Here is a 19,975-nt window from a genome sequence, read left to right on the forward strand (position 1 = left end):
CCGGGTAACCTCGTGCCTGTGATCGACCTGCGAACCCTTCGTGACGACCCGGAGCGGCTGCGTGTCAGCCAGCGCACCCGGGGTGAGGACGACACCGTCGTCGAGCGGCTGCTCGACCTGGACGAGCGGCGGCGGTCCGCGCTGAGCTCGTTCGAGTCGCTGCGGGCCGAGCAGAAGTCGTTCGGGCGGTCGGTCTCCAAGGCGCAGGGCGACGAGCGCCAGAAGCTCCTCGACCGGGCGAAGGAGCTCGCGCAGCAGGTCAAGGAGGCCGACGCCGAGGCGCAGCGGCTCGAGCAGGAGCTGACCGAGCTCCTGCGCACGGTGCCGAACATCGTCGAGGAGGGCGCGCCGGCCGGCGGCGAAGAGGACTACGTCGTCCTGGAGACCGTCGGCACCCCGCCGACCTTCGCCTTCGAGCCCAAAGATCATCTGGAGCTCGGCGAGGCGCTCGGCGCGATCGACACCGAGCGCGGCGCCAAGGTCTCCGGCGCCCGGTTCTTCTACCTGACCGGCGTCGGCGCCCAGCTCCAGCTCGCCCTGCTCAACCTCGCCATGGAGCAGGCCATCGGCTACGGGTTCACCGCGATGGTGCCGCCCGTGCTGGTCAAGCCCGAGGCGATGGAGGGCACCGGCTTCCTCGGCGCGCACGCCGCCGAGGTCTACCAGCTGCCCCAGGACGACCTCTACCTCGTCGGCACCTCCGAGGTGCCCCTGGCCGGCTACCACATGAACGAGATCATCAACGATCTCCCGCGGCGCTACGTCGCCTGGTCCTCCTGCTTCCGCCGCGAGGCCGGGTCGTACGGCAAGGACACCCGCGGCATCATCCGGGTGCACCAGTTCGACAAGGTGGAGATGTTCTCCTACTGCGACCCGGCGGACGCGCACGAGGAGCACCTGCGCCTGCTGGAGTGGGAGAAGGAGATGCTCGCCAAGGTCGAGCTGCCCTACCGCGTGATCGACACCGCGGGCGGCGACCTGGGCACGAGCGCGGCCCGCAAGTACGACTGCGAGGCGTGGGTGCCGACCCAGGAGCGCTACCGCGAGCTGACCTCGACCTCCAACTGCACCGACTTCCAGGCGCGCCGCCTGTCGGTGCGCTACCGCGACGAAGGCGGCCGTACGCGCCCGGTGGCGACACTCAACGGCACGCTGGCCACCACCCGGTGGATCGTCGCGATCCTGGAGAACCACCAGCAGGCCGACGGCTCGGTGCGCGTGCCCAAGGCACTCCAGCGGTTCCTCGGTCGCGAAGTGCTCGAGCCCGTCGCGAAATGACGCCTCCGCGCCTCATCGCGACCGACCTGGACGGCACGACCGTGCGTAGCGACGGCACGGTGTCCGAGCGCACCGTCAAGGCGTTCGCCAGGGTGGAGCGGGCCGGGGCCATGCTGGTCATGGTCACCGGCCGGCCGCCGCGCTGGATCCACCCGGTCGCCGAGGCCGTGGGCCATCGCGGCGTCGCGATCTGCGCCAACGGCGCCCTGGTCTACGACCTGCACGACGAGCGGGTGATCCGTTCACACCTGATGGCCCCCGAGGCGCTGCGGACCGCGATCGAGACGCTGAACGCGGCCCTTCCCGACCTGGGATTCGCGGTGGAGTACGAGGAGGGCATCCAGTACGCGCGCGGCTACGAGCTGTCCGGCTGGGACAACGCCGAACGCGACGACTCGATCGCCCTGGAAGAGCTGATGACGCGGCCGGCCGCCAAGCTGCTGGCCCGTCACCCCGAGCTCGACGCCGACGCGTTGCTCGCCGCCGTCGTCGACCTGGTGGGCGAGGTCGTGCTGCCGACCCACTCCAACGGCCGGCGGCTCGTCGAGATGAGCGCGCCGGGCGTGTCGAAGGCCAGCGCGCTCGCCGAGCTGTGCGAGGAGCACGGCATCGCCGCCGACGACGTCGCGGCGTTCGGTGACATGCCCAACGACCTGCCGATGCTCCTGTGGGCAGGCCGGTCGTACGCCGTGGCCAACGCCCACCCACAGGTGCTGTCGGCGGTGAGCCGAACGGTGGCGGGCAACGACGACGACGGCGTTGCCCGCACCATCGAAAAGCTGTTCCCCGAAGAACTATAGGTACGGGCCGGAGGTGCGGCCGGGGGCGTTGTCCTCCTGCGGGATGGCGCCCGGCGGCAGCGCGCGGCGCATCTGCTCCAGCTGGGCGCGGGCCGCCATCTGCTGGGCGAACAACGTGGTCTGAATGCCGTGGAACAGTCCCTCGAGCCAGCCGACGAGCTGCGCGTGGGCGACCCGCAGCTCGGCCTCGCTGGGGGTGTTCTCGGTCGTGAACGGCAGCGCGATGCGCTCCAGCTCCTCGATCAGCTCCGGGGCGAGCCCGTCCTCCAGCTCCTTGATCGAACGCTGGTGGATCTCGGCCAGCCGCGCGCGGCTGGCCTCGTCGAGGGGCGCCTGCCGGACCTCTTCGAGCAGTTGCCGGATCATGCTGCCGATGCGCATGACCTTGGCCGGCTGCTCGACCATCTCGGCGACCGAGCGCTCCTCGGACTCACCGTCCTCACCGGAGGCCGTGGCCATGCCGTTCTGGCCGACGACGACGATATGCGGGTCCTGGTTGCTGTTCAGTGGATTGTTCATGAAGCCTCAGTTTCCCACTGTGAGGAGGATCTTGCCGATGTGTGTGCTCTCTTCCAGGATGCGGTGCGCGGTGGCCGCATCGTGCATCGGGACCGTCCGATCCGTGATCGAGCGAACGGCTCCCGACTCCAGCAGCGGCCACACGTGCTCGCGCACCGAGGCGACGATCTCCGCCTTCTCTTCGCGCGGGCGGGCCCGCAACCCCGTCGACTGTATCGACGCGCGCCGGCTCATGAGCTTGCCGAGGTTCAGCTCGGCCCGGGCGCCGCTCTGGAAGCCGATGATCATGAGTCGTCCTCCGGTGCCCAGAGTCTCCACGTTGCGCGCCAGATATTCGGCGCCCATGTTGTCCAGGATGACATCGACAGGCCGGGCTTCTTTGACGAAATCCTCGGTGCGGTAGTTGATGGCGATGTCGGCGCCGAGCTCGCGGCAGCGCCGGAGCTTTTCCTCGCTGCCCGCGGTGCACAGCACTCGTGCGCCGTGCGCCTTGGCGAGCTGGATGGCCATCGTGCCGATTCCGCTAGAACCGCCGTGCACCAGGAATGACTCGCCTTCGCGGAGTCCGGCCAGCATGAAGACGTTTGACCATACGGTGCACACGACCTCGGGCAGGCCCGCGGCCTCGACCAGGCTCATGCCTTTGGGAACGGGCAGCAGCTGCCCCGCGGGAACGGCCACCCGCTCGGCGTAACCGCCGCCGGCGAGGAGGGCGCACACCTCGTCGCCGACCTTCCAGCCGGTGACGCCCTCGCCCAGCGCCGCGATCCGCCCGGAGGCCTCCAGTCCGGGATACTCCGGTGCGCCGGGCGGCGGGGGATAGGCACCCTTTCGCTGGGAGACGTCGGCGCGATTGACGCCGGCCGCGACGATGTCGAGCAGCACCTCACCTGGGCCGATGACGGGATCAGGAACCTCGGTCCATCGCAATACGTCTGGCTCGCCCGGATTTTCGATCACGATCGCATGCATGGGCCTCACGTTAGTCGGGCATGGTGACGCGACACGGTATGGGCCGGTACCTACAGTGGCTTAGGCTGCGGATGAGCGTCTTTTTGCGGGTTCATCCACTGCGCGTCCACGAGGGGGACCTAGTGGCACGAAATGATCAGGATAAAACGGGTCGTTCTCTCGAAGAACAACTCGCGTCCCTTGATGCGATGAGCGGCGGCGACGCCGTCAAGCCGAGCGAAGAGGATAGGGCGAAAAAGCCCGGCGAGGACAAAGCGGTCGAAGAGGATGAGGGTGAGTCCACCGGCGCGTGGACGAACACGCCGCCCGCACCGACCTTCCCGCAGTACCCCGCCCCGCAGGACGCCCCCGCTCAGCCGCCCGCGGAGGGGCCGCAACCGTACGGCTTCGGCTTCCCCGGCTATCCCCCGCAGGACTTCGGGGCGGTGCAGCAGCCGCCGCAGTTCCCCGGGATGCCCGCGCCGGGTTCGGAGTACGCCCATCCGCCGTACCAGCCGCCCGAGCAGCCCGCGGCGTACGAGAGCATGCCGCCGGTGAACGGCGCGAACGCCGCCGAGCCCCCGCCGGCGGAACCCGAGCCCCAGCCCGCGCCCGCCGAGCCGGAGGAGCGGTACGAAACGGACGAGGGCGAGCGGACCCACTACATCGATCGCCGCCTGCCGGCCGCCGAGGCCACCCAGGTGGACTCCGGCTATGACAACTACGCCGAGGGCGGTTACCAGGGCTACGTGCAGTACCCGCCGCCGCAGTACGGCCCGCCGCCGGAGCAGGGCTACCCCGGGCAGCAGTACTACGGACCGCCCCCGGGCGTTGAGCAGCCGCCGTACCAGGGACAGCAGCAGTACGGTCCGCCGCCGGAAGCCGAGCAGGGCCCGTACCAGCAGCCGTACGCTCAGCCGCAGCAGTACGGTCCGCCGCCTGAGGCCGAGCAGGGCCCGTACCAGCCGTACGCCATGCCGCCGCAGCCGTACAGTCCAGCGGCCGGCGGGGAGCAGGGCCCGCCGCTGGCCCCGCTGCCGGACGCGTACGCCCCGCAGCCGGAGACCGGCCAGACCGCCGACAGCCTGAGCGCCGACACGCTGCTGCGCGGCCGCCGGCACGCGCCGGCGGGCGGCTGGCGACGCGCGGTCTACAAGGCGTCGGGCGGCGTCATCCACCCGGGCGAGTCACCGCAGGAGCTGCGCAAACGCGAGCTCTTGGCGCGTGCGCGCACGCCCGTCGCCGGCGGTCATCACCGCGTGGCGGTGATGAGCCTCAAGGGCGGCGTCGGCAAGACGACGACCACCGTCGGGCTCGGCTCGACGCTGGCGTCGCTGCGTGGCGATCGGGTCATCGCGGTCGACGCCAACCCCGACCGCGGCACGTTGTCGGACAAGGTTCGCCTGGAGACCGCCACGACCGTACGCGACCTGCTGAACGAGCATCAGCAGATCCAGCGGTACGCGGACGTGCGGGCCTACACGTCGCAGTCGTCCTCACGGCTGGAGGTGCTGGCCTCCGACCGCGACCCGGCGGTGTCCGAGGCGTTCAGCGAGGACGACTACCGCACCGTCGCCCACGTGCTGGAGCACTTCTACTCGATCTGCCTGACCGACTGCGGCACCGGCCTGCTGCACTCGGCGATGGCGGGCGTGCTGGGCCTGGCGAACCAGCTGGTGCTGGTCAGCTCGCCGTCCGTCGACGGCGCACGCTCGGCCTCGGCGACGCTCGACTGGCTGGAGGCCCACCACTACGGCGACCTCGTACGCAACGGCGTCGTGGTGCTGTCGATGGTGCGTTCCCGCAGCCGCAGCACGGTCGACCTGGACCGGCTCCAGGCCCACTTCGAAAGCCGCTGCCGAGCGGTCGTCCGCATCCCGTACGACCCTCACCTGGAGGAAGGCGCCGAAGTAGAACTCGACCAGCTCTCCGCCGCCACCCAGGACGCCTACCTGGTCCTGGCCGCGACGGTGGGCGACGGCTTCGCCTGGCCGCGCTAGGGGGCGGGCGGGGGCGACCAGATCGCGCGTAGCGGCGCCATGCCCTCCTCGACGTAGTCGGCGATCGGGCGTACACCGCCGTCGAGGTACCACTGCTCCAGCGCGGCGAAGTAACCGAACACCAGCGCGTTCGCCGTCACGCGCGCCTGGGTCTCGGTCACGTCGCCGCGGCCGGCCAGCATCGGGGCGATGCGCTGGCTCGCCCGGTCGAGCGCGGCGCACGCGGCCATGCGCACCGACGGCTCCTGGAAGAAGTAGCGCACCCGGCGCCAGGGGCTCCGCTCGGCCTGCGACCGCGGCGTGTCCTGAGCCCCGGACGTCTCCTCCGGCGTCGCCTCGTACGCGCGCACGATCCGCAGCAGGCTGCCGACGGGATCGTTGAGATCCAGGATCTCCTCCAGCGCCTCCTGGCTCATGCTGTCGAACTCGTCGGCGACGAGGAGCCCTTCCTTGGTGCCGAAGTAGCGGTAGACCGACGACGGCGACACCTCCGCCGCGGCGGCGATCTCCTCGATCGTCACCGCGTCGAACCCGCGCTCGTCGAACAGGTCGAGTGCCCGCTCCTGGATGGTGCGCCTGGCCTTGACTCGCCGGCGTTCCCGCAGACCGGATGCCATCCACCGAGGTTATAGACAGTCACACCCTTCAGCAAGTGACTCTCTTTAGCAATTGACTCGCTGCTTCATGCCTTCGTACAGTCACTCGCATGAGACAGTCACTATCTGAAAAATCCGGTATTCCGACGGCGGCGGCCGGCGGCCGGCGCTCCACCGGCTACGCCGTGGCGGCCGCGATGGCCCTGTCGGTCGTCCTCGCGGCGGCGGCGATCGTCGACCAGTCCGGCGGTCGCACCCTTGTCGACCACGCCGCCGCCGTGTACGCGTCATCCGGCAAGCGGCCGTCCGCGGGCCTGCTCTACGGCCTCGTGTACTCCGTCGCCGTCATCGACGCCCTGCTGTGGCTGCTCGTGCTGCGCGCCGCGCGCTCCCACCGCAGGTCGGCGCCGGTCCTGACCGTGACCGGGATCGTGGTCTCCGCCGGCCTCGCCGTACTCCTGCTCGTGTCCTCGGAGTACGGCGAACGGATCTTCCCGCCGCTGTGGGGCGTGCTGGCGATCCTGCCGGCCGTCGCGGGCGTCGTCGCGTTCCTCCTGCGCCGCGCCTAGAGTTTCGGCAGGCGGAGCGGGTGCGCGGATGTGTCCGATGAGCCACCGGGGCACATCGCGCCGAGGATGAACGCCCCGAGCGCGTCGTCGATCGGACTCTCCTCCAGCGTCCCATCGGCCTTGAGGTGCTGGTACGTGCTCTCGTTCAGCCCGTACGCGAGCTGGCGCCGGCCGTCCGCGCTGCTGAGCGCCATCGTCTCCATGCCGAACACCGCGCCGTCGTGCCCCCAGACCCGGCCGCAGGGAAGGTCGAGCCGGAACAGGGCGAGACCATAGTCGCCGACATGAGCGCCGGAGGCATCGAGCATCGGCACCGTGCGCTCCATCTCGGCGAGCTCGGCCGCCGGGACCAGCCGTCCGCCGAGCAACGCGGCGTAGAAGGCGTCGAGATCGGCCATGGTCGAGACGACCTCACCCGCCGTGGAGGCCGAGCTCATGTTGTAGACGCTGTACTCGCCCGGCGGATCCACCAGGCCGTACAGCGGGTAGTACGCCTTGGAGTGCGGACCGGCGATGTAGGGGTTCGTGCCGGGGAAGTAGGTGTGACGCATCCCGGCCGGGCGGATCACGTGCTCGGTGATGTAGGTGGCGGCGGGCCGCCCGGTGACCTTCTCCAGCAGCAACCCGGCCAGGACGTAGTTGGTGTTCGAGTAGGCCCACTTCGCGCCTGGCTCGTTCGTGGCCGGCCGGTTCATCCCGATTCTCACCAGCTCCTCGGGCCGGAAGGTGTGGAACCGGTAGCGATCGAGGTCTGCCGTCGACCCCTGGCCCAGCGAGGCGAACACCGCGTCGTCGTAGTCGTTGATGCCACTCGTGTGGTTCAGCAGCATCCGTACGGTGATCTGCCGGCCGCGCTCGCCCGGTACGAGATCGGGCAGGTACCGCCCGATCGGCGCGTCCAGCGCGATCCTGCCCTGCGCGACCTGCTGGAGAACGGCGGTGGCGGTGAGCGTCTTGGTGATGCTGCCGATGCGGTGCCGTGAGTCCGGCGTGACGGGCCGCCCGGTGCTCGTGTCCGCGACCCCGGACGCACCCTTCCAGGTCCGCCCGCCGTCGCGTACGGCGGCGTAGACACCGGGCATGCCGGCCGCGTGAACGGCGTCGAGCGACCGCTGCAACCCGGCCGTGGCCGCGACCGCTGGGGACGAGGTCAGAGCGGGAAGCGCCAGGCCGCTCATCAGCACGGCCCCAACGAACGTGCGCCAGGTACGGCGCGACTTCTTGGTCAGCATGCACCGAGGATTACGGAACTACGTAATTTCGTCAAACCGTAGGGGTGGCGTGATCGCGACGTCTATGGGCCGAGATAATGACCGCATGGCAGATGACGACGCGGGAGCGGAGCCGGGTCTCGCCGAACGGCTGGCCCGGCTGGAAGAGCGGGTGGCGGCGCTGGAGTCCGCCAACGCCGCTCCCGTGTCCACTCCCGATGCGGGCTCGGACCGGTTCTGGGCCCTCGACGGCCTCAAGGAACGAATCCCCGACCCGGGAGCGGTCCTGTTCGTCGGCTCGGTCACGCTGCCCACCGGCGAGCACTACTCCTGGCAAGAGGGCCTGGCCACCGGCGCGATCTTGGACAGCGACTGGACCGACGCCGGTACGACACTCGCGGCGCTGGCCCACCCCATCCGCCTGCTGCTCCTGCGAGAGATCCTCGGCGGCGCCCGCACCACCGCCGAACTCGGCAACCACGAACAACTGGGCACCACCGGCCAGCTGTACCACCACCTACGCCAACTGGTCTCCGCCGGCTGGCTACGCTCCACAACACGCGGCCAATACACGGTCCCCCCGGAACGCGTCATCCCCCTCCTGGTCATCCTGACCATCTGCCACCGCTAAAGCCGAACGACCGGACGTACGTCGCGAGAGCCAACGCCTACATCGCGGGAGCCGCCGTGGGGGTGCGGGGTCGCCCGGGCGGACATGAGCCGAGCCAGGGTCCGATGGGCCGGCGAGCTGGGCCGGCTTGCGCATTGACCGGCGGTCGGTCGGCTCGATGTTTTCGCCCGCGCGTGGACCGTCTTTCAGGCTTGAAGGATGGTGTGTTCGCCTTCGCCTCGGGGTTCTTCGAAGCTCATGAGGTAGCGGTCGAGGAGCTCGGGGGAAACGGTGACGCTGCTCGGGCCGTCTTGAGTGTTGCGGATGGCGAGGCGCCGTCGGAGGGTGTCGGGGTCGGCCTGGAGATAGACGAGTATCCAGGTGCTGCCGTGTTCTTCGATCAGGGCCTTGTAACTGTCGCGGGTGGCTCGGCTCCAAAAGCTCTTGTCCAGGACGACGGGCTGTCCGGCAGCCATGAGCCGGATGAGTTCTTCCTGGAGCTCTTGGTCGGCGGTGGCCTGGTGATGTTCGTACTCGGTGGGGTCGAGCAGCGCGGCGTCGTGGCCGATACGCCGCCAGATGATCTCATCGACCGACAAACGTCTGTAGCCCCGGGCTTCCAGGCGACGCGCGTAGGTGGTCTTACCCGATCCGGCCAGACCGCACATCATGACGACGACGCCGGGCCTGGGTGCCAGGAGCGGCCCGATGGGATCGTCTGATTTCGCGGGCACGGCCATGCAGAGGAGGCTATCCGCCGGGGTGTTGGTCTGGTCGAGTTGCCAACGGCCAGCTGGTATCCGGCCAAGGACGAGCGCCCACGCTGGTTGGCTCCAGGCGTCGATGACGGCGTTCGTGGCGGTGCGGCGTTGGCTCGGCGGTCTGGTGCTTTCGGGGTGGCGGTCAGGCGTGTTCGGCGGCTTGGCGAGCGCGGGTCTGGGCGAGCCGGTAGGAGTCGGCGCCGGTGTCGTTGATGGTGGCGTTGAAGGTGAGCCGGTCAACGATGGAGGCACAAAGGCGGGGTTCGGTGAAGGTCTTGGTCCAGCCATCTGGGGCTGGCTCATGTTCGTCCTGAGTGATTCGCGCTGTTTGCTGGGAACTTGTTGTCTCGTCATTTTGCGATAATCAAACCATGGAGAAACTACAAGCGACGGCACGTGAGTTCTATACGGCCATCGACTCCCAGGACTGGAACACGGTCGAGCGGCTGGTGACGCCCGACTTCGTGGCACAAGTGAGCGATAGCTCGCCGATGGAACTCCCTGCCTGGCGTCAACAGCTGGAGATGTTCCACCAAGGCTTCCCGGACGGGCACCACATCATCGACGAGTACGTGATCGGCGCCAACGCGGTGGTAACCCGCTGCCGGTTCCAAGGCACGCACACCGGCGTGTTCCACGAGATCGCCCCGACCGGCAGAGACGTCTCAGCCGGCGTCATCCACATCGACCACTTCATCGACGGGAAAATCGCCCGGCACCTCGGGCAGCTGAACATGCTGGGAATGCTGAGCCAGCTTCGAGCAACGCCAGAACGCGATTAGCCAGGCGTCGGCGTGGCAGGAGTTCACGCTGTCACCGACGCGATTCCGAATCTGCTCTCGCCAAAAACCTGTGATATTTCGAGCGTCACCTCGCACATGTTCGCGGGAACATGTGCGCTTTGCCGAAGCTCTCGTTGGAGGCGATGGCGACGCTGGCCCTCTCCTCGCGCTCGGACAACACCTGGGAGAGCAGGTTAGTGCCGCGTTTGTCGAGTTCCATGTATCCCAGTTCGTCAATGCAGAGCAGGTCAACGCGCCTGTAGCGGGTGATGGTCTTGTTGAGCTGTAGTTCGTCGGCGGCCTCGACGAGATCGTTGACTAGCTTGGCAGCCAGAACGCAGGCACAGGAGCGGGGGTGGCGGTGGGAAGCCGTCAATTGTGGGGGTCCGGGGGGTCGGCCCCCGGGCAGACATGAGCGATCCCGAGGCGAAGCCGTTCCGAAGGACCGGTGAGCAGGGTCGGCCGGCGTGCGTCGTGCGAGCCGAGCGGGCACAGAAGCGGGGCTGACGGTGGGAAACCGTCAATCGTGGGGGTCCGGGGGGCTCGGCCCCCCGGGCAGACATGAGCGATCCCGAGGCGAAGCCGACCGAAGGACCGGTGAGCAGGGTCGGCCGGCGTGCGTCGTGCGAGCCGAGCGGGCGCAGAAGCGGGGCTGACGGTGGAAAACCGTCAATCGTGGGGGTCCGGGGGGTCGGCCCCCCGGGCAGACATGAGCGATCCCGAGGCGAAGCCGACCGAAGGACCGGTGAGCAGGGTCGGCCGGCGTGCGTCGTGCGAGCCGAGCGGGCGCAGAAGCGGGGCTGACGGTGGAAAACCGTCAATCGTGGGGGTCCGGGGGGTCGGCCCCCCGGGCAGACATGAGCGAGCCCAAGGCGAAGCCGACCGAAGGACCGGCGAGCAGGGTCGGCCGACTCGCGGAGGGTGTGGGATTCGAACCCACGAGGACTGTCACCAGCCCTGGGCGCTTTCAAGGCGCCTGCACTAGTCCACTATGCGAACCCTCCAAGCGAGGTCCACGATAGCGGTCCGGCCGCATCGACGCGTCCTCCCGGTGTGAGGTGGTCCGGTGAATGGGCATGGTCACCGGTGGAGGGGTGGTGCGTGATGGCCGAGGGCGTGTCCGTGGACGTCGGTGCGGTGAAGCATCGGCTGGGCCGGGTGGGCGTCTGGATGGTCTCGGCCTCCGAGGCGCCGGCCGAGGTGGAGCGCCGGGTGGTGGTGGCGATCGAGCAGCTCGGCTACTGCGCGTTCTGGTTCGGTGAGACGCCGCGGGGCAAGGAGGCGTTCACGCATGCCGCGACGGTGCTGTCGTGGACGGAGCGGATGCTGGTGGCGACGGGCATCGCGAACATCTACGGGCGTGACGCGGTCGCGGCCGCCAACGGGGCGGCGACGCTGGACGACGCGTGGCCGGACCGGTTCGTGCTGGGGCTGGGTGTCAGCCATGCCCCGTCGGTGACCTCGCGTGGGCATGACTACGGGCGGCCGGTGGCGACGATGCGTTCCTACCTCGACGCCATGGACTCCGCGGAGTCGGCCCTGCCGGTGGCCGTGCCGCGCGTGCTCGCGGCGCTGCGTCCCCGGATGCTCGAGCTCGCGCGGACGCACGCGCAGGGCGCGCACACCTACTTCACGACGCCCGCGCACACGGCACGCGCCCGGGAGGTGCTCGGCGAGGACGCGATCCTCGCGGTGGAGCAGGCCGTCGTGGTCGGTACGGACGCGGAGGCGGCCCGCGCCGCCGCGCGCGAGTACGCCGCGCGCTACCTGCGCCTGCCGAACTACCGTAACCACCTGCGGGAGCTGGGCTTCTCCGAGGCCGATCTCGACGGCGGCGGCAGTGACGCGCTGCTCGACGCGATCGTGCCGTCGGGCGACCCGGACGCTCTCGCGGAGCGGGTCCGGGCCCACCACGACGCCGGCGCCGACCACGTCTGCGTCCAGCCGATCGCCGCCACGCTCGATGAGCAGGCCGAGCACCTGCGCCTGCTGGCTCCGGTGCTGACGACCTGAGACGCCGTACAAAAAGCGTACGAGGTCAGGGCATCGGCCACTGCCGCCACTCGCACGCGTCGCGCCACCCGTGTGCGCCTGCGGCCCAGCCGATGAGCACGGCGAGTGCCGTACGCAGGTCGGTAGTGACCGCCTCGAAGTGGCGCTCGGGCGCCCCCTCGCGGTACTCGATGACGTACGTCGCGTCGACCTCGCGGTACACCTGCATGTAGTGCTGTCCGCCGGGGACGTCGACCCGATCCACGACGAGGAACTGGTTGCCCGGTCCCAGCTCGCCGAGCAGCCGGAACAGCAGCGCCTCGCTGGGCGCGTCGTACGACCGGCCGCTCGCGGTCTCCGCGCGCAGCGCCCATTGCCCCATTCCCCGGACGCTACGACATTTCCAGGCTTGATGAAGCATGGCGGCTTTCGGAGAGGCCTCCCCTACGTTTCTCATCATCCAGTCCGAAACAGGGGGAGCACACCCAGTGAAGCGGATGAAGACCATCGCGGTCGCGGCCGGTGTGGCCGCCGCCGTGACCACACTGTCGGTCGGCGCGTGGGCCGCCACCGGCGACTCCAAGCCTGCGCCGAAGAAGGCCGCGGCCACCGCCGCGCAGCCGAGCGCGAACACCGCCGCCGCACCCGCCGGCGCGCCGAAGAGCGATCTGCGGTCCAAGAGCAGCGCCGCCACGGGCCTCGTCAAGCCCGGCCACGTCTTCAAGGTCGGCGCGTGGGTCCGCTCCGCGAACGGCAAGTACGGACTCGTCCTGCAAAAGGACGGCAACCTGGTGCTCTACCAGGGCAAGAAGGCACTGTGGTCCACCGGGACGGGCCGCCACCCGGGCGCGTACGCGGCCATGCAGACCGACGGCAACCTGGTCGTGTACGACAGCGCGAAGAAGGCCCTGTGGTCCAGCAACACCGGCAAGCACCCGGGCGCGTCGCTCCTCGTACAGGACGACGGCAACCTGGTGATCTACAGCACGGCCAAGAAGGCACTCTGGTCGCGGCACGTCTCGCTGGGCAGCCTCCAGCCGGGGTACGTCCTGTCGAAGGGCCAGGCCGTCCGGTCGATGAACGGTGACTACCAGCTGCTCCAGCAGACCGACGGCAACCTCGTCCTCTACCGGGGCAAGACCCCGCTCTGGAGCACCGAGACGAGCCGCCACCCGGGCGCGTACACGGTCATGCAGACCGACGGAAACCTGGTCGTCTACGGCAAGGACAAGTCGCCGCTCTGGCACAGCAACACCTCGAGCCACTCCGGCGCGCACCTTGAGGTGCAGAACGACGGCAACCTGGTCATCTACGGCACCGGCCACAAGGCGCTATGGTCGCGGCACATGGCCATCGGCGGCCTGCAGCCCGGCCAGAAGCTGACCACGGGCAACGAGGTCCGCTCGCCGAACGGCGTGTACTCGCTCCAGGCGCAGACCGACGGCAACGTCGTGCTGTACAAGGACGGCAGGACGCCGATCTGGAGCACCGCCACCAAGGGCTCGGGCGTGTACGCCCTCATGCAGACGGACGGCAACTTCGTCGTCTACGCGGGCACCAAGCCGCTGTGGAGCTCGAACACGGGCGGCCACCCGGGCGCGACCCTGGCGGTGCAGGACGACGGCAACCTGGTGGTCTACCAGGACAAGCATCCTCTGTGGGCCAGCCGCAAGTAGCCCTTCCCCACCTGCCCGCGCGATCCGACCGAACGGGGAACCGAGGCAGCCGTCGCGTCGTCCAAGGCCGTGTGATCCGGACGCGACGGCTGCTCGTGCCCGGCGCCCTCGCCGGTCTCATGGCCGTGAGCGTCCTGCTCATCGGTCATCACTACACGTGGTGGACACCCGACCCGCCAGGTGATCCCCAGGCGCTCACACTGCGGATCGTGTTCGTCAAGGGCATGGGTTCGCCGGTCGACCGGCCGGTGCCCGACATCTCCGTCTACGGCGACGGGCGCGTGATCACCACGCTGCCCGACCGTCAGGTCGTGAAGGACCAGCGGCTCACGCATATGGCCTACCGCCGCGTCTACCGTGACGCCCGCCTCGCGGGGCTGTCCGTCTCGCGTACCCTCCACAGCGGCGAACAGATCCTCGACGCCGGACCCACCGTACTCACGCTCCTCGCCGGAGGGCGTCACAAGGTCACAACCGTGCAGCCGGGTGCCCGGGGCGTGCGCGTCTGGATGATCAACCGGCTCATCGACGGCCTGCGGTCCCTGTCGCGCGGTGACCTCCTACGCCCGCCCGTGACCTACCGGCCGGCCCAGATGGCGGTCATCGCGTGGCGACCTCAGGAGACCGCACTCGCGCCGACGCACCAGACCGTGCCGTGGACGCTGCGGCCGCTCCCGGCGAGCCAACACGCGACCTGCACGCTTTTCAACGGGACCGAGGCCGAAGCCGCCGCGCGGCTGGCCGCATCGGCGCCATCCGGCACCTACTGGCGTAGTGGTTCCCGCATCTATTCGGTGGTCTTCCGACCGTTGCTACCCGACGAGTCCGGCTGCGCCGCGATCTCCCCGTAGGCCCGGCGTACCGGAGAGGACGTTCCGGGAAAGTCCGATCACGCTCTGCTTTCCTCTACTAGTCTGTCGGTGCATGGCGAGAAACGAACAGGATCCCGCAGCGAGCACGCAGCAGTTCCGGGCCTTCGCCAACCGCGGCGGAGGTGAGGCCGCGAAGCAGGGCCCCAACACCGGATTGATCGTCGGCCTGGTCATCGGCGTCGTGGTCATCGTCGCGGTGATCGCCGTGCTCGTCGTCTAGATACGGGCGCCGCTCAGTGCCCGGTGGCGGAGAAGTGCTGGAAGTCCCACGGGCCGCCCCAGCTTCCGCCCCACCCCCAGCCGATCGAGCGGAACGCCTTCACGACCTTGTCACCCGCGTGGATGAGCCCCGGGTCGTGGCGCTTGCGGTTGCCGTACTTCACGCACCGCGGGTGCTCGATGTGACCGTTGGAGTGCACGTAGGGGTTCTCGCAGGTGTTGAGGTCGACCGCGTGCCCGTACGCGTGCTGTGACCACGAGCTCGCGCCCGTGGCGTTGCGGCAGTTGAACGCCGAGGTGTTGTCGGCCTCGATCGACTTGAAGTCGCTGCCGCCGTACTTGTCCACGAGCTCCATGCGCCGGATCGGGTAGCGCTCGTCGTACAGCTTGTGGAAGACCTTCACGATCTTGCCGGCGACGTCTTCGTTGACGACCATCTCGCCCTCGTGGGGCTTTTTGTCCATGCCCCAGTACGTCATCGTGATCAGCCGCAGGTCGCCGAGGCCGACGGGGCAGCCCGAGTGCCAGGAGTGCTTCACCGTCGCGCGGGTTACCTTGCTGATCTTGGCGGAGAACGGCCGGGGACCGGTCGGCGAGGCCTTCGACGGTGAGGGCGAGGCGGACGCGGGCGTCGACGGCGCCGTCGAGGCGGCCGCCGCCGGCGGGGACGCCGCGGCGCCGGACCCGCCGCCCCCGCAGGCCGACGAGAGCGTCACGCAGAGTCCGGTCGCGAGGATTCCGAGAGTCGCGCGTCTCATCTTCGAAGGATTACACGTTTGAAGCCGTGCTTCGGACACCTTCATGCGGGACGATGTGGCTGCCATGTCCGGCGGACAGAGGACCGATCATGGAGGAAACGGACCCCAAGCGCCGCCCGCCGCTCGGTATGCGCGAGATCACCGCGGTGGGCAGCGGACTCGGCACATTCATCCTGGTGGACGCGATCATGATGTACTCCGCGTTCGAACGAAACATCATGCACGACCACGACACCAACCTGGTGGCACAGGCGTTAGCCCTGATGTTGCTGGCGTGGGGGCTCGGTGGCTTCCTCGCGTGGAAGATGACCGGGTTCATGCGCCTGTACGGCGTGGGGCTGATGTGCGGCTGGACCTTCCTGACGCTGTTCTCGCTCGGCTTCTGCACCGGCCTGAACCCCAGGGTCTAGCGTGCCTTGGCGACCTGGGCGGCGATGGCGGTGAACGCGCGGCCGATGGCCTGAAGGTCGGCGGGGTCGACCACGTCGACGAAGAACTCGCGTACCGTCGCGACGTGGTCGACGGCGGCCTTGGACAAGAACGCGAACCCGTCGTCGGTGAGCTCGGCGAAGACACCGCGCTTGTCCGCGCCGCAGTTGTTGCGCGCCACGAGGCCCTTGCACTCCAGGCGCGAGACGGTATGGGAGAGACGGCTGCGCGACTGGCTGGCGACCTCGGCGAGCTCCGCCATGCGCAGCCGCCGCTCGGGCGCCTCCGACAGGCGTACGAGGATCTCGTACTCGGCCATGGTCAGGCCGTGCTTGGACTTGAGGTCACGGTCGAGAAGATCGGCCAGCCGCACACTGCCTTCGACGTAGGCACGCCAGTCGCGCTGCTGAGCGGCGTCGAGCCAGCGCGGTTCGGTCATATCTCGATCCTACCGCTTAATTGAATATTCAACAAAGTTCGGCACCCGGCCGCTCCTCGGATGATCTCATCGGTCGTCCGGCCGGGCGAGTGTTTTCGTGACCTGCGCAGACGTTGAAACTTCAACCGGAACGGCTACTCTGACGGCAGCGTCACCGGAGCGGCAGCTCCAGGAATAGTTGAAAATTCAACTTGGTTGCACGGCGTGTAACCCGACCGAGGAGGGCACGATGCCTGCCGTAACCGCCGATCCGCTGACCCTGACACGACTTCCCCGGCTCCCGGAGCAGGACACCGCCTGGCGTCCCGTCCGCCGCGTCATCACCGCCGCGCGCCACCTCGAGGGCGAGGGCTTCGAGGTCCGCCGGCCCTTCCCGGGCGTCGACCTCTCGCTCGCGGACCCGTTCCTGCTGCTCGACCACATGGGCGCGGTGGAGTACGCCCCCGGCGAGGCGCGAGGCACACCCTGGCATCCGCACCGCGGCTTCGAGACCGTGACCTACATCATCGACGGTGCGTTCCAGCACCAGGACACCACCGGTGGCGGCGGTCTCATCACCGACGGCGCCACCCAGTGGATGACCGCCGGCGCCGGGATCCAGCACATCGAGCAGCCCCCGCCGGAGCTGGTCGCCTCGGGCGGCCTGTTCCACGGCGTGCAGCTGTGGGTGAACCTGCCCCGCGAGCGCAAGTGGGTGCCGCCGCGCTACCAGGACATCGAGTCCCGCGACGTGGCCCTGCTGAGCAGCGACGACGGCTCGTCGATCGTGCGAGTGATCGCCGGTGAGCTGGCCGGGCACCAGGGTCCGGGGGTCACCTACACGCCGATCACGTACCTGCACGCCACCGTCGCCCCCGGCGCGCGGCTCACGCTTCCGTGGCCGCGCGACTTCAACGCCCTGGTGTACGCCCTGAGCGGCCGTGGCACGGCGGGGCCGGACGGGCGCCCGGTGGACGAGGGGCAGCTCGCGGTGTTCGGCCACGGCGACGCGCTGACGGTCACCGCCGCCGACTCGCAACCCCTGGCGTCGCGGAGCGGCTGGGAGATCCTGGTCCTCGGCGGCCTGCCGATCCACGAGCCGGTCGCGCGCTACGGGCCGTTCGTGATGAACACCCGCGAGGAGATCATCGAGGCCTTCCAGGACTTCCAGGCGGGCCGGATGGGCACCGTCCCGGCCGAGCGCGTGCCGCACCGGAGCAGCGCGGACGAGGGGCTCGAGCAGTAACCGGACGGTCGGTGGCGTCAGCGAGCCGTGGCCCGGAAGCCAAGATGCCGACAGTCCGGCGATGGGGGCCGCTCGGGCCGGTGTCAGCTAGGCGCCGTGCGCCGGTGTCGTGGCAGCAGCAGGCTGGCCGCTGCGATGGCCAGTGCGAGTCCGGCCGCGATGAGGAAGACACGGTCGTAGCCGGTGGCGAGGGCGACGGGGGAGCTCCCACCGGCCGCCGTCCGGGTGGCGGCGGTGGCGAGCACCGCCAGGCCCAGTGATCCGCCTGCCTGGCCGGCGGTCTGGGCCAGGCCGCCGATGGTTCCCGCGTCGCGGTCGGGTACGTCGGCGGTGGTGGCGGCCATGAGGGTGGGGAAGGTCAGTCCGATGCCGGTGGCGATGAGCAATGTGGGTCCGAGGATGCCGGTGAGGTAGCCGCTGTCGGCGTGGGCCTGGGAGAGCGAGCCGAATCCGGCCAGGAAGCAGGCGCTGCCGGCGAGGATCAAGGGGCGTACGCCGGTGCGTGGTAGCAGTGCGGCGGCCGATCGCGCGATCATCATGAACGTCACCGCCGCGGGGGTCTGCCCGAGTCCGGCTTGAAGCGCGCCGTAGCCGAGGACGTTCTGCAGGAACAGCGAGGTGAAGTACCACATCGCGATGGCGATCCCACCGAACAGCAGCAGCATGCCGCTGCCGACGATCACACTCCGGATGCGCAGTAGCCGCAGGGGCATCATCGGGTGGGCGGCGAAACGTGCCTCCACCACGGTGAAGACGGCGAGCAGGAGCAGGCCGGCCACGGTCGACCCGAGGACCGCCGGGGACGTCCAGCCGTGGTCGGTGCTGTGCATGATCCCGTAGATCAGCGCGGCCAGTCCTGTCGTGCCGGTGACCGCGCCGGCGATGTCGAGGGTTTCCCGTCGGGCGGTTCGGGTGCCGGGAAGCGCCCTCATGGCCGCTGCGATCAGGACAACGCCGATCGGCACGTTGATCAAGAAGACCCATCGCCAGGACAGGCCGGTGGTGAGGGCACCGCCCGCGACGGCGCCGGCCATTCCGCCGACACCGCCCGCGGCCGACCACGCGCCGAACGCGCGGGCGCGCCGGTGGCCCTCGGGGAAGCTGGTGTTGATCACGGCCAGCGTCGTCGGGGCCAGCAGGGCGGCTCCCACGCCTTGTGTGACGCGGGCCGCCACCAGGATCTGCGGTAGGGGCGCCAGGCCGGCGACCAGGCTCGAGGCGCAGAACAGCACCAGGCCGGCGGTCAGCGTCCGGCGCTGGCCGAACAGGTCGGCGGCCCGGCCGCCGAGCAGCATGAAGCCGGCGAAGGTGAGCAGGTAGCCGTTCACCACCCAGGCCAGGCCGGTGGGTGCGAAGCCGAGGTCTCGATCGATCGAGGGCAGCGCGACGTTCACGATGGAGGAGTCCAGGATCACCATGAACTGGCAGGCGCACACCAGCGCCAGGATCATCCACGCCGGGCCGGTTCGTGCTCTGGGGCGGCTGCCCATCATGGGGATGGCGGATAGCCGGGAGGTCACAAGCGTCTCCTGAAGGTGGGAAGAGGTCGAGGTGACGGCGCGCCGCTCACGCCGTCTGGAGGGTCGTTTCGAGCCCGGTGCCGGTGACGTGGCTGCCCGTCAGCAGCCGGATCGTGATCTGGGCCAGCCGCTGTCCCTGGTAACGGGCAGCGTCCAGGGCCGCGCTCTTGAGGTCGTCCCCGGTCGGTCCGGTCACGGCGGAGACGCCGTAGGGGTTGCCGCCGGCGGCGTACACGGCCGGGTCGGTGAACCCGGGCGGGACGATCAGCGCTCCCCAGTGGTAGAACACATTGCCCAGCGACAACAGCGTGGCCTCGCTACCGCCGTGCCGGTTGTGCGCCGAGGTGAAGGCCGTCACCGGCTTGTCGGCCAGGCCGCCTTCCTGCCACAGGCCGCCGGCCTGGTCGATAAACTGCTTGAGCTGCGCGGCCGGCGTGCCGAACCGCGTCGGCGTCCCGAACGCGAACGCATCGGCCCACGCCAGGTCCTCGATCGTGGCCTGGGCGATTGCAGCGGCGGCGTCGGCGTGCTCCCGCCACTGCGGGTTCTCGGCGGTCGCGCTGTCGGGCGCCGGCTCGGCGACCCGCCGCAGTCGCACCTGGGCCCCGGTCGAGGCGGCGCCCTCGGCAACGGCCTCGGCCAGGGCGTGTACGGTGCCCGTCGCGCTGTAGTAGATGACGGCGACCTTCGCGGTCATGTCGGCTCCCTCATGGTCGCGTAGATTTGTTACGCGGATAACGTTATGCGCATAATAGTTATGCGCATAAC

The 19,975-nt window shown here is 69.5% G+C and carries 23 protein-coding genes and 1 tRNA gene; 12 read left to right on the forward strand and 12 right to left on the reverse strand.

The window, feature by feature from the left end:
- Positions 1–18 precede the first annotated feature (18 nt).
- Positions 19–1,278, forward strand: a complete 1,260-nt coding sequence (gene serS / locus OG417_RS02770) for a serine--tRNA ligase (protein ID WP_329249237.1) — start codon at positions 19–21, stop codon at positions 1,276–1,278.
- A complete protein-coding gene (locus OG417_RS02775) occupies positions 1,275–2,078 on the forward strand; it encodes an HAD family hydrolase (protein WP_329249240.1) in 804 nt (267 codons plus the stop codon). Before serS ends, OG417_RS02775 begins: the two co-directional genes overlap by 4 nt.
- Here the strand turns inward: OG417_RS02775 and OG417_RS02780 are convergent.
- Both OG417_RS02780 and OG417_RS02785 read right to left on the reverse strand, forming a co-directional pair.
- Entirely contained in the window at positions 2,073–2,597 is a 525-nt protein-coding gene (locus OG417_RS02780; RefSeq protein WP_329249242.1) for a bacterial proteasome activator family protein, read from the reverse strand. The genes OG417_RS02775 and OG417_RS02780 overlap by 6 nt on opposite strands.
- Positions 2,598–2,603: 6 nt before the next feature.
- On the reverse strand, positions 2,604–3,569 hold the full coding sequence (locus OG417_RS02785) for an NAD(P)H-quinone oxidoreductase (protein WP_329249244.1): 966 nt from the start codon (positions 3,567–3,569) through the stop codon (positions 2,604–2,606).
- Between the two features lie 188 nt (positions 3,570–3,757).
- Here OG417_RS02785 and OG417_RS02790 point away from each other — a divergent pair, with 188 nt between their 5' ends.
- The gene (locus OG417_RS02790) at positions 3,758–5,548 is read left to right on the forward strand and encodes a MinD/ParA family ATP-binding protein (protein ID WP_329249247.1); all 1,791 of its coding nucleotides are present in this window, start codon (positions 3,758–3,760) and stop codon (positions 5,546–5,548) included.
- Here OG417_RS02790 and OG417_RS02795 read toward each other — a convergent pair.
- Positions 5,545–6,165, reverse strand: coding sequence for a TetR/AcrR family transcriptional regulator (locus OG417_RS02795; protein ID WP_329249250.1), 621 nt, complete (start codon positions 6,163–6,165; stop codon positions 5,545–5,547). The genes OG417_RS02790 and OG417_RS02795 overlap by 4 nt on opposite strands.
- Positions 6,166–6,254: 89 nt before the next feature.
- Between OG417_RS02795 and OG417_RS02800 the strand changes: the two genes are divergently transcribed.
- A complete protein-coding gene (locus OG417_RS02800; RefSeq protein WP_329249253.1) occupies positions 6,255–6,713 on the forward strand; it encodes a hypothetical protein in 459 nt (152 codons plus the stop codon).
- On the opposite strand, the gene OG417_RS02805 is transcribed toward OG417_RS02800, so the two are convergent.
- On the reverse strand, positions 6,710–7,945 hold the full coding sequence (locus OG417_RS02805; RefSeq protein ID WP_329249256.1) for a serine hydrolase domain-containing protein: 1,236 nt from the start codon (positions 7,943–7,945) through the stop codon (positions 6,710–6,712). The genes OG417_RS02800 and OG417_RS02805 overlap by 4 nt on opposite strands.
- Before the next feature lie 85 nt (positions 7,946–8,030).
- On the opposite strand from OG417_RS02805, the gene OG417_RS02810 reads away from it, so the two are divergent.
- Positions 8,031–8,555: an ArsR family transcriptional regulator gene (locus OG417_RS02810; protein ID WP_329249258.1), complete on the forward strand. Its 525-nt coding sequence runs from the start codon at positions 8,031–8,033 to the stop codon at positions 8,553–8,555.
- 185 nt (positions 8,556–8,740) lie between these two features.
- On the opposite strand, the gene OG417_RS02815 is transcribed toward OG417_RS02810, so the two are convergent.
- Entirely contained in the window at positions 8,741–9,274 is a 534-nt protein-coding gene (locus OG417_RS02815; RefSeq protein ID WP_329249261.1) for an AAA family ATPase, read from the reverse strand.
- 392 nt (positions 9,275–9,666) lie between these two features.
- On the opposite strand from OG417_RS02815, the gene OG417_RS02820 reads away from it, so the two are divergent.
- On the forward strand, positions 9,667–10,077 hold the full coding sequence (locus OG417_RS02820) for an ester cyclase (RefSeq protein ID WP_329249264.1): 411 nt from the start codon (positions 9,667–9,669) through the stop codon (positions 10,075–10,077).
- Positions 10,078–10,162: 85 nt separating this feature from the next.
- On the opposite strand, the gene OG417_RS02825 is transcribed toward OG417_RS02820, so the two are convergent.
- Positions 10,163–10,453: an ATP-binding protein gene (locus OG417_RS02825; protein ID WP_329249269.1), complete on the reverse strand. Its 291-nt coding sequence runs from the start codon at positions 10,451–10,453 to the stop codon at positions 10,163–10,165.
- Positions 10,454–10,992: 539 nt separating this feature from the next.
- Positions 10,993–11,081 (reverse strand) — tRNA-Ser (locus OG417_RS02830).
- A 100-nt stretch (positions 11,082–11,181) separates the two neighbouring features.
- On the opposite strand from OG417_RS02830, the gene OG417_RS02835 reads away from it, so the two are divergent.
- Entirely contained in the window at positions 11,182–12,090 is a 909-nt protein-coding gene (locus tag OG417_RS02835; protein WP_329249272.1) for a TIGR03620 family F420-dependent LLM class oxidoreductase, read from the forward strand.
- A 25-nt stretch (positions 12,091–12,115) separates the two neighbouring features.
- On the opposite strand, the gene OG417_RS02840 is transcribed toward OG417_RS02835, so the two are convergent.
- Positions 12,116–12,451, reverse strand: a complete 336-nt coding sequence (locus OG417_RS02840; protein WP_329249276.1) for a hypothetical protein — start codon at positions 12,449–12,451, stop codon at positions 12,116–12,118.
- Between the two features lie 115 nt (positions 12,452–12,566).
- Between OG417_RS02840 and OG417_RS02845 the strand changes: the two genes are divergently transcribed.
- The 3 genes from OG417_RS02845 (at position 12,567) to OG417_RS02855 (ending at position 14,837) form a co-directional block, all read left to right on the forward strand.
- Positions 12,567–13,745: a hypothetical protein gene (locus OG417_RS02845; RefSeq protein WP_329249279.1), complete on the forward strand. Its 1,179-nt coding sequence runs from the start codon at positions 12,567–12,569 to the stop codon at positions 13,743–13,745.
- Between the two features lie 71 nt (positions 13,746–13,816).
- Positions 13,817–14,596: a hypothetical protein gene (locus OG417_RS02850; protein WP_329249282.1), complete on the forward strand. Its 780-nt coding sequence runs from the start codon at positions 13,817–13,819 to the stop codon at positions 14,594–14,596.
- Between the two features lie 73 nt (positions 14,597–14,669).
- Entirely contained in the window at positions 14,670–14,837 is a 168-nt protein-coding gene (locus tag OG417_RS02855) for a hypothetical protein (protein WP_329249285.1), read from the forward strand.
- 13 nt (positions 14,838–14,850) lie between these two features.
- Here OG417_RS02855 and OG417_RS02860 read toward each other — a convergent pair whose 3' ends face one another.
- Positions 14,851–15,594, reverse strand: coding sequence for a M15 family metallopeptidase (locus tag OG417_RS02860; RefSeq protein WP_329249288.1), 744 nt, complete (start codon positions 15,592–15,594; stop codon positions 14,851–14,853).
- 89 nt (positions 15,595–15,683) lie between these two features.
- On the opposite strand from OG417_RS02860, the gene OG417_RS02865 reads away from it, so the two are divergent.
- Positions 15,684–16,004: a hypothetical protein gene (locus tag OG417_RS02865; RefSeq protein WP_329249290.1), complete on the forward strand. Its 321-nt coding sequence runs from the start codon at positions 15,684–15,686 to the stop codon at positions 16,002–16,004.
- Here the strand turns inward: OG417_RS02865 and OG417_RS02870 are convergent.
- The gene (locus tag OG417_RS02870) at positions 16,001–16,462 is read right to left on the reverse strand and encodes a MarR family winged helix-turn-helix transcriptional regulator (RefSeq protein ID WP_329249292.1); all 462 of its coding nucleotides are present in this window, start codon (positions 16,460–16,462) and stop codon (positions 16,001–16,003) included. The genes OG417_RS02865 and OG417_RS02870 overlap by 4 nt on opposite strands.
- 229 nt (positions 16,463–16,691) lie before the next feature.
- Here OG417_RS02870 and OG417_RS02875 point away from each other — a divergent pair, with 229 nt between their 5' ends.
- A complete protein-coding gene (locus OG417_RS02875; protein ID WP_329249294.1) occupies positions 16,692–17,687 on the forward strand; it encodes a pirin family protein in 996 nt (331 codons plus the stop codon).
- 83 nt (positions 17,688–17,770) lie between these two features.
- On the opposite strand, the gene OG417_RS02880 is transcribed toward OG417_RS02875, so the two are convergent.
- On the reverse strand, positions 17,771–19,207 hold the full coding sequence (locus tag OG417_RS02880) for an MFS transporter (RefSeq protein WP_329249295.1): 1,437 nt from the start codon (positions 19,205–19,207) through the stop codon (positions 17,771–17,773).
- A 46-nt stretch (positions 19,208–19,253) separates the two neighbouring features.
- Complete coding sequence (gene wrbA, locus OG417_RS02885) at positions 19,254–19,904, reverse strand: NAD(P)H:quinone oxidoreductase (protein WP_329249296.1); 651 nt, start codon at positions 19,902–19,904, stop codon at positions 19,254–19,256.
- Between the last annotated feature and the right edge of the window lie 71 nt (positions 19,905–19,975).

The sequence above is a fragment of the Actinoallomurus sp. NBC_01490 genome (assembly GCF_036227085.1).
In the GTDB taxonomy this organism is placed as follows: Bacteria; Actinomycetota; Actinomycetes; order Streptosporangiales; family Streptosporangiaceae; genus Actinoallomurus; species Actinoallomurus oryzae.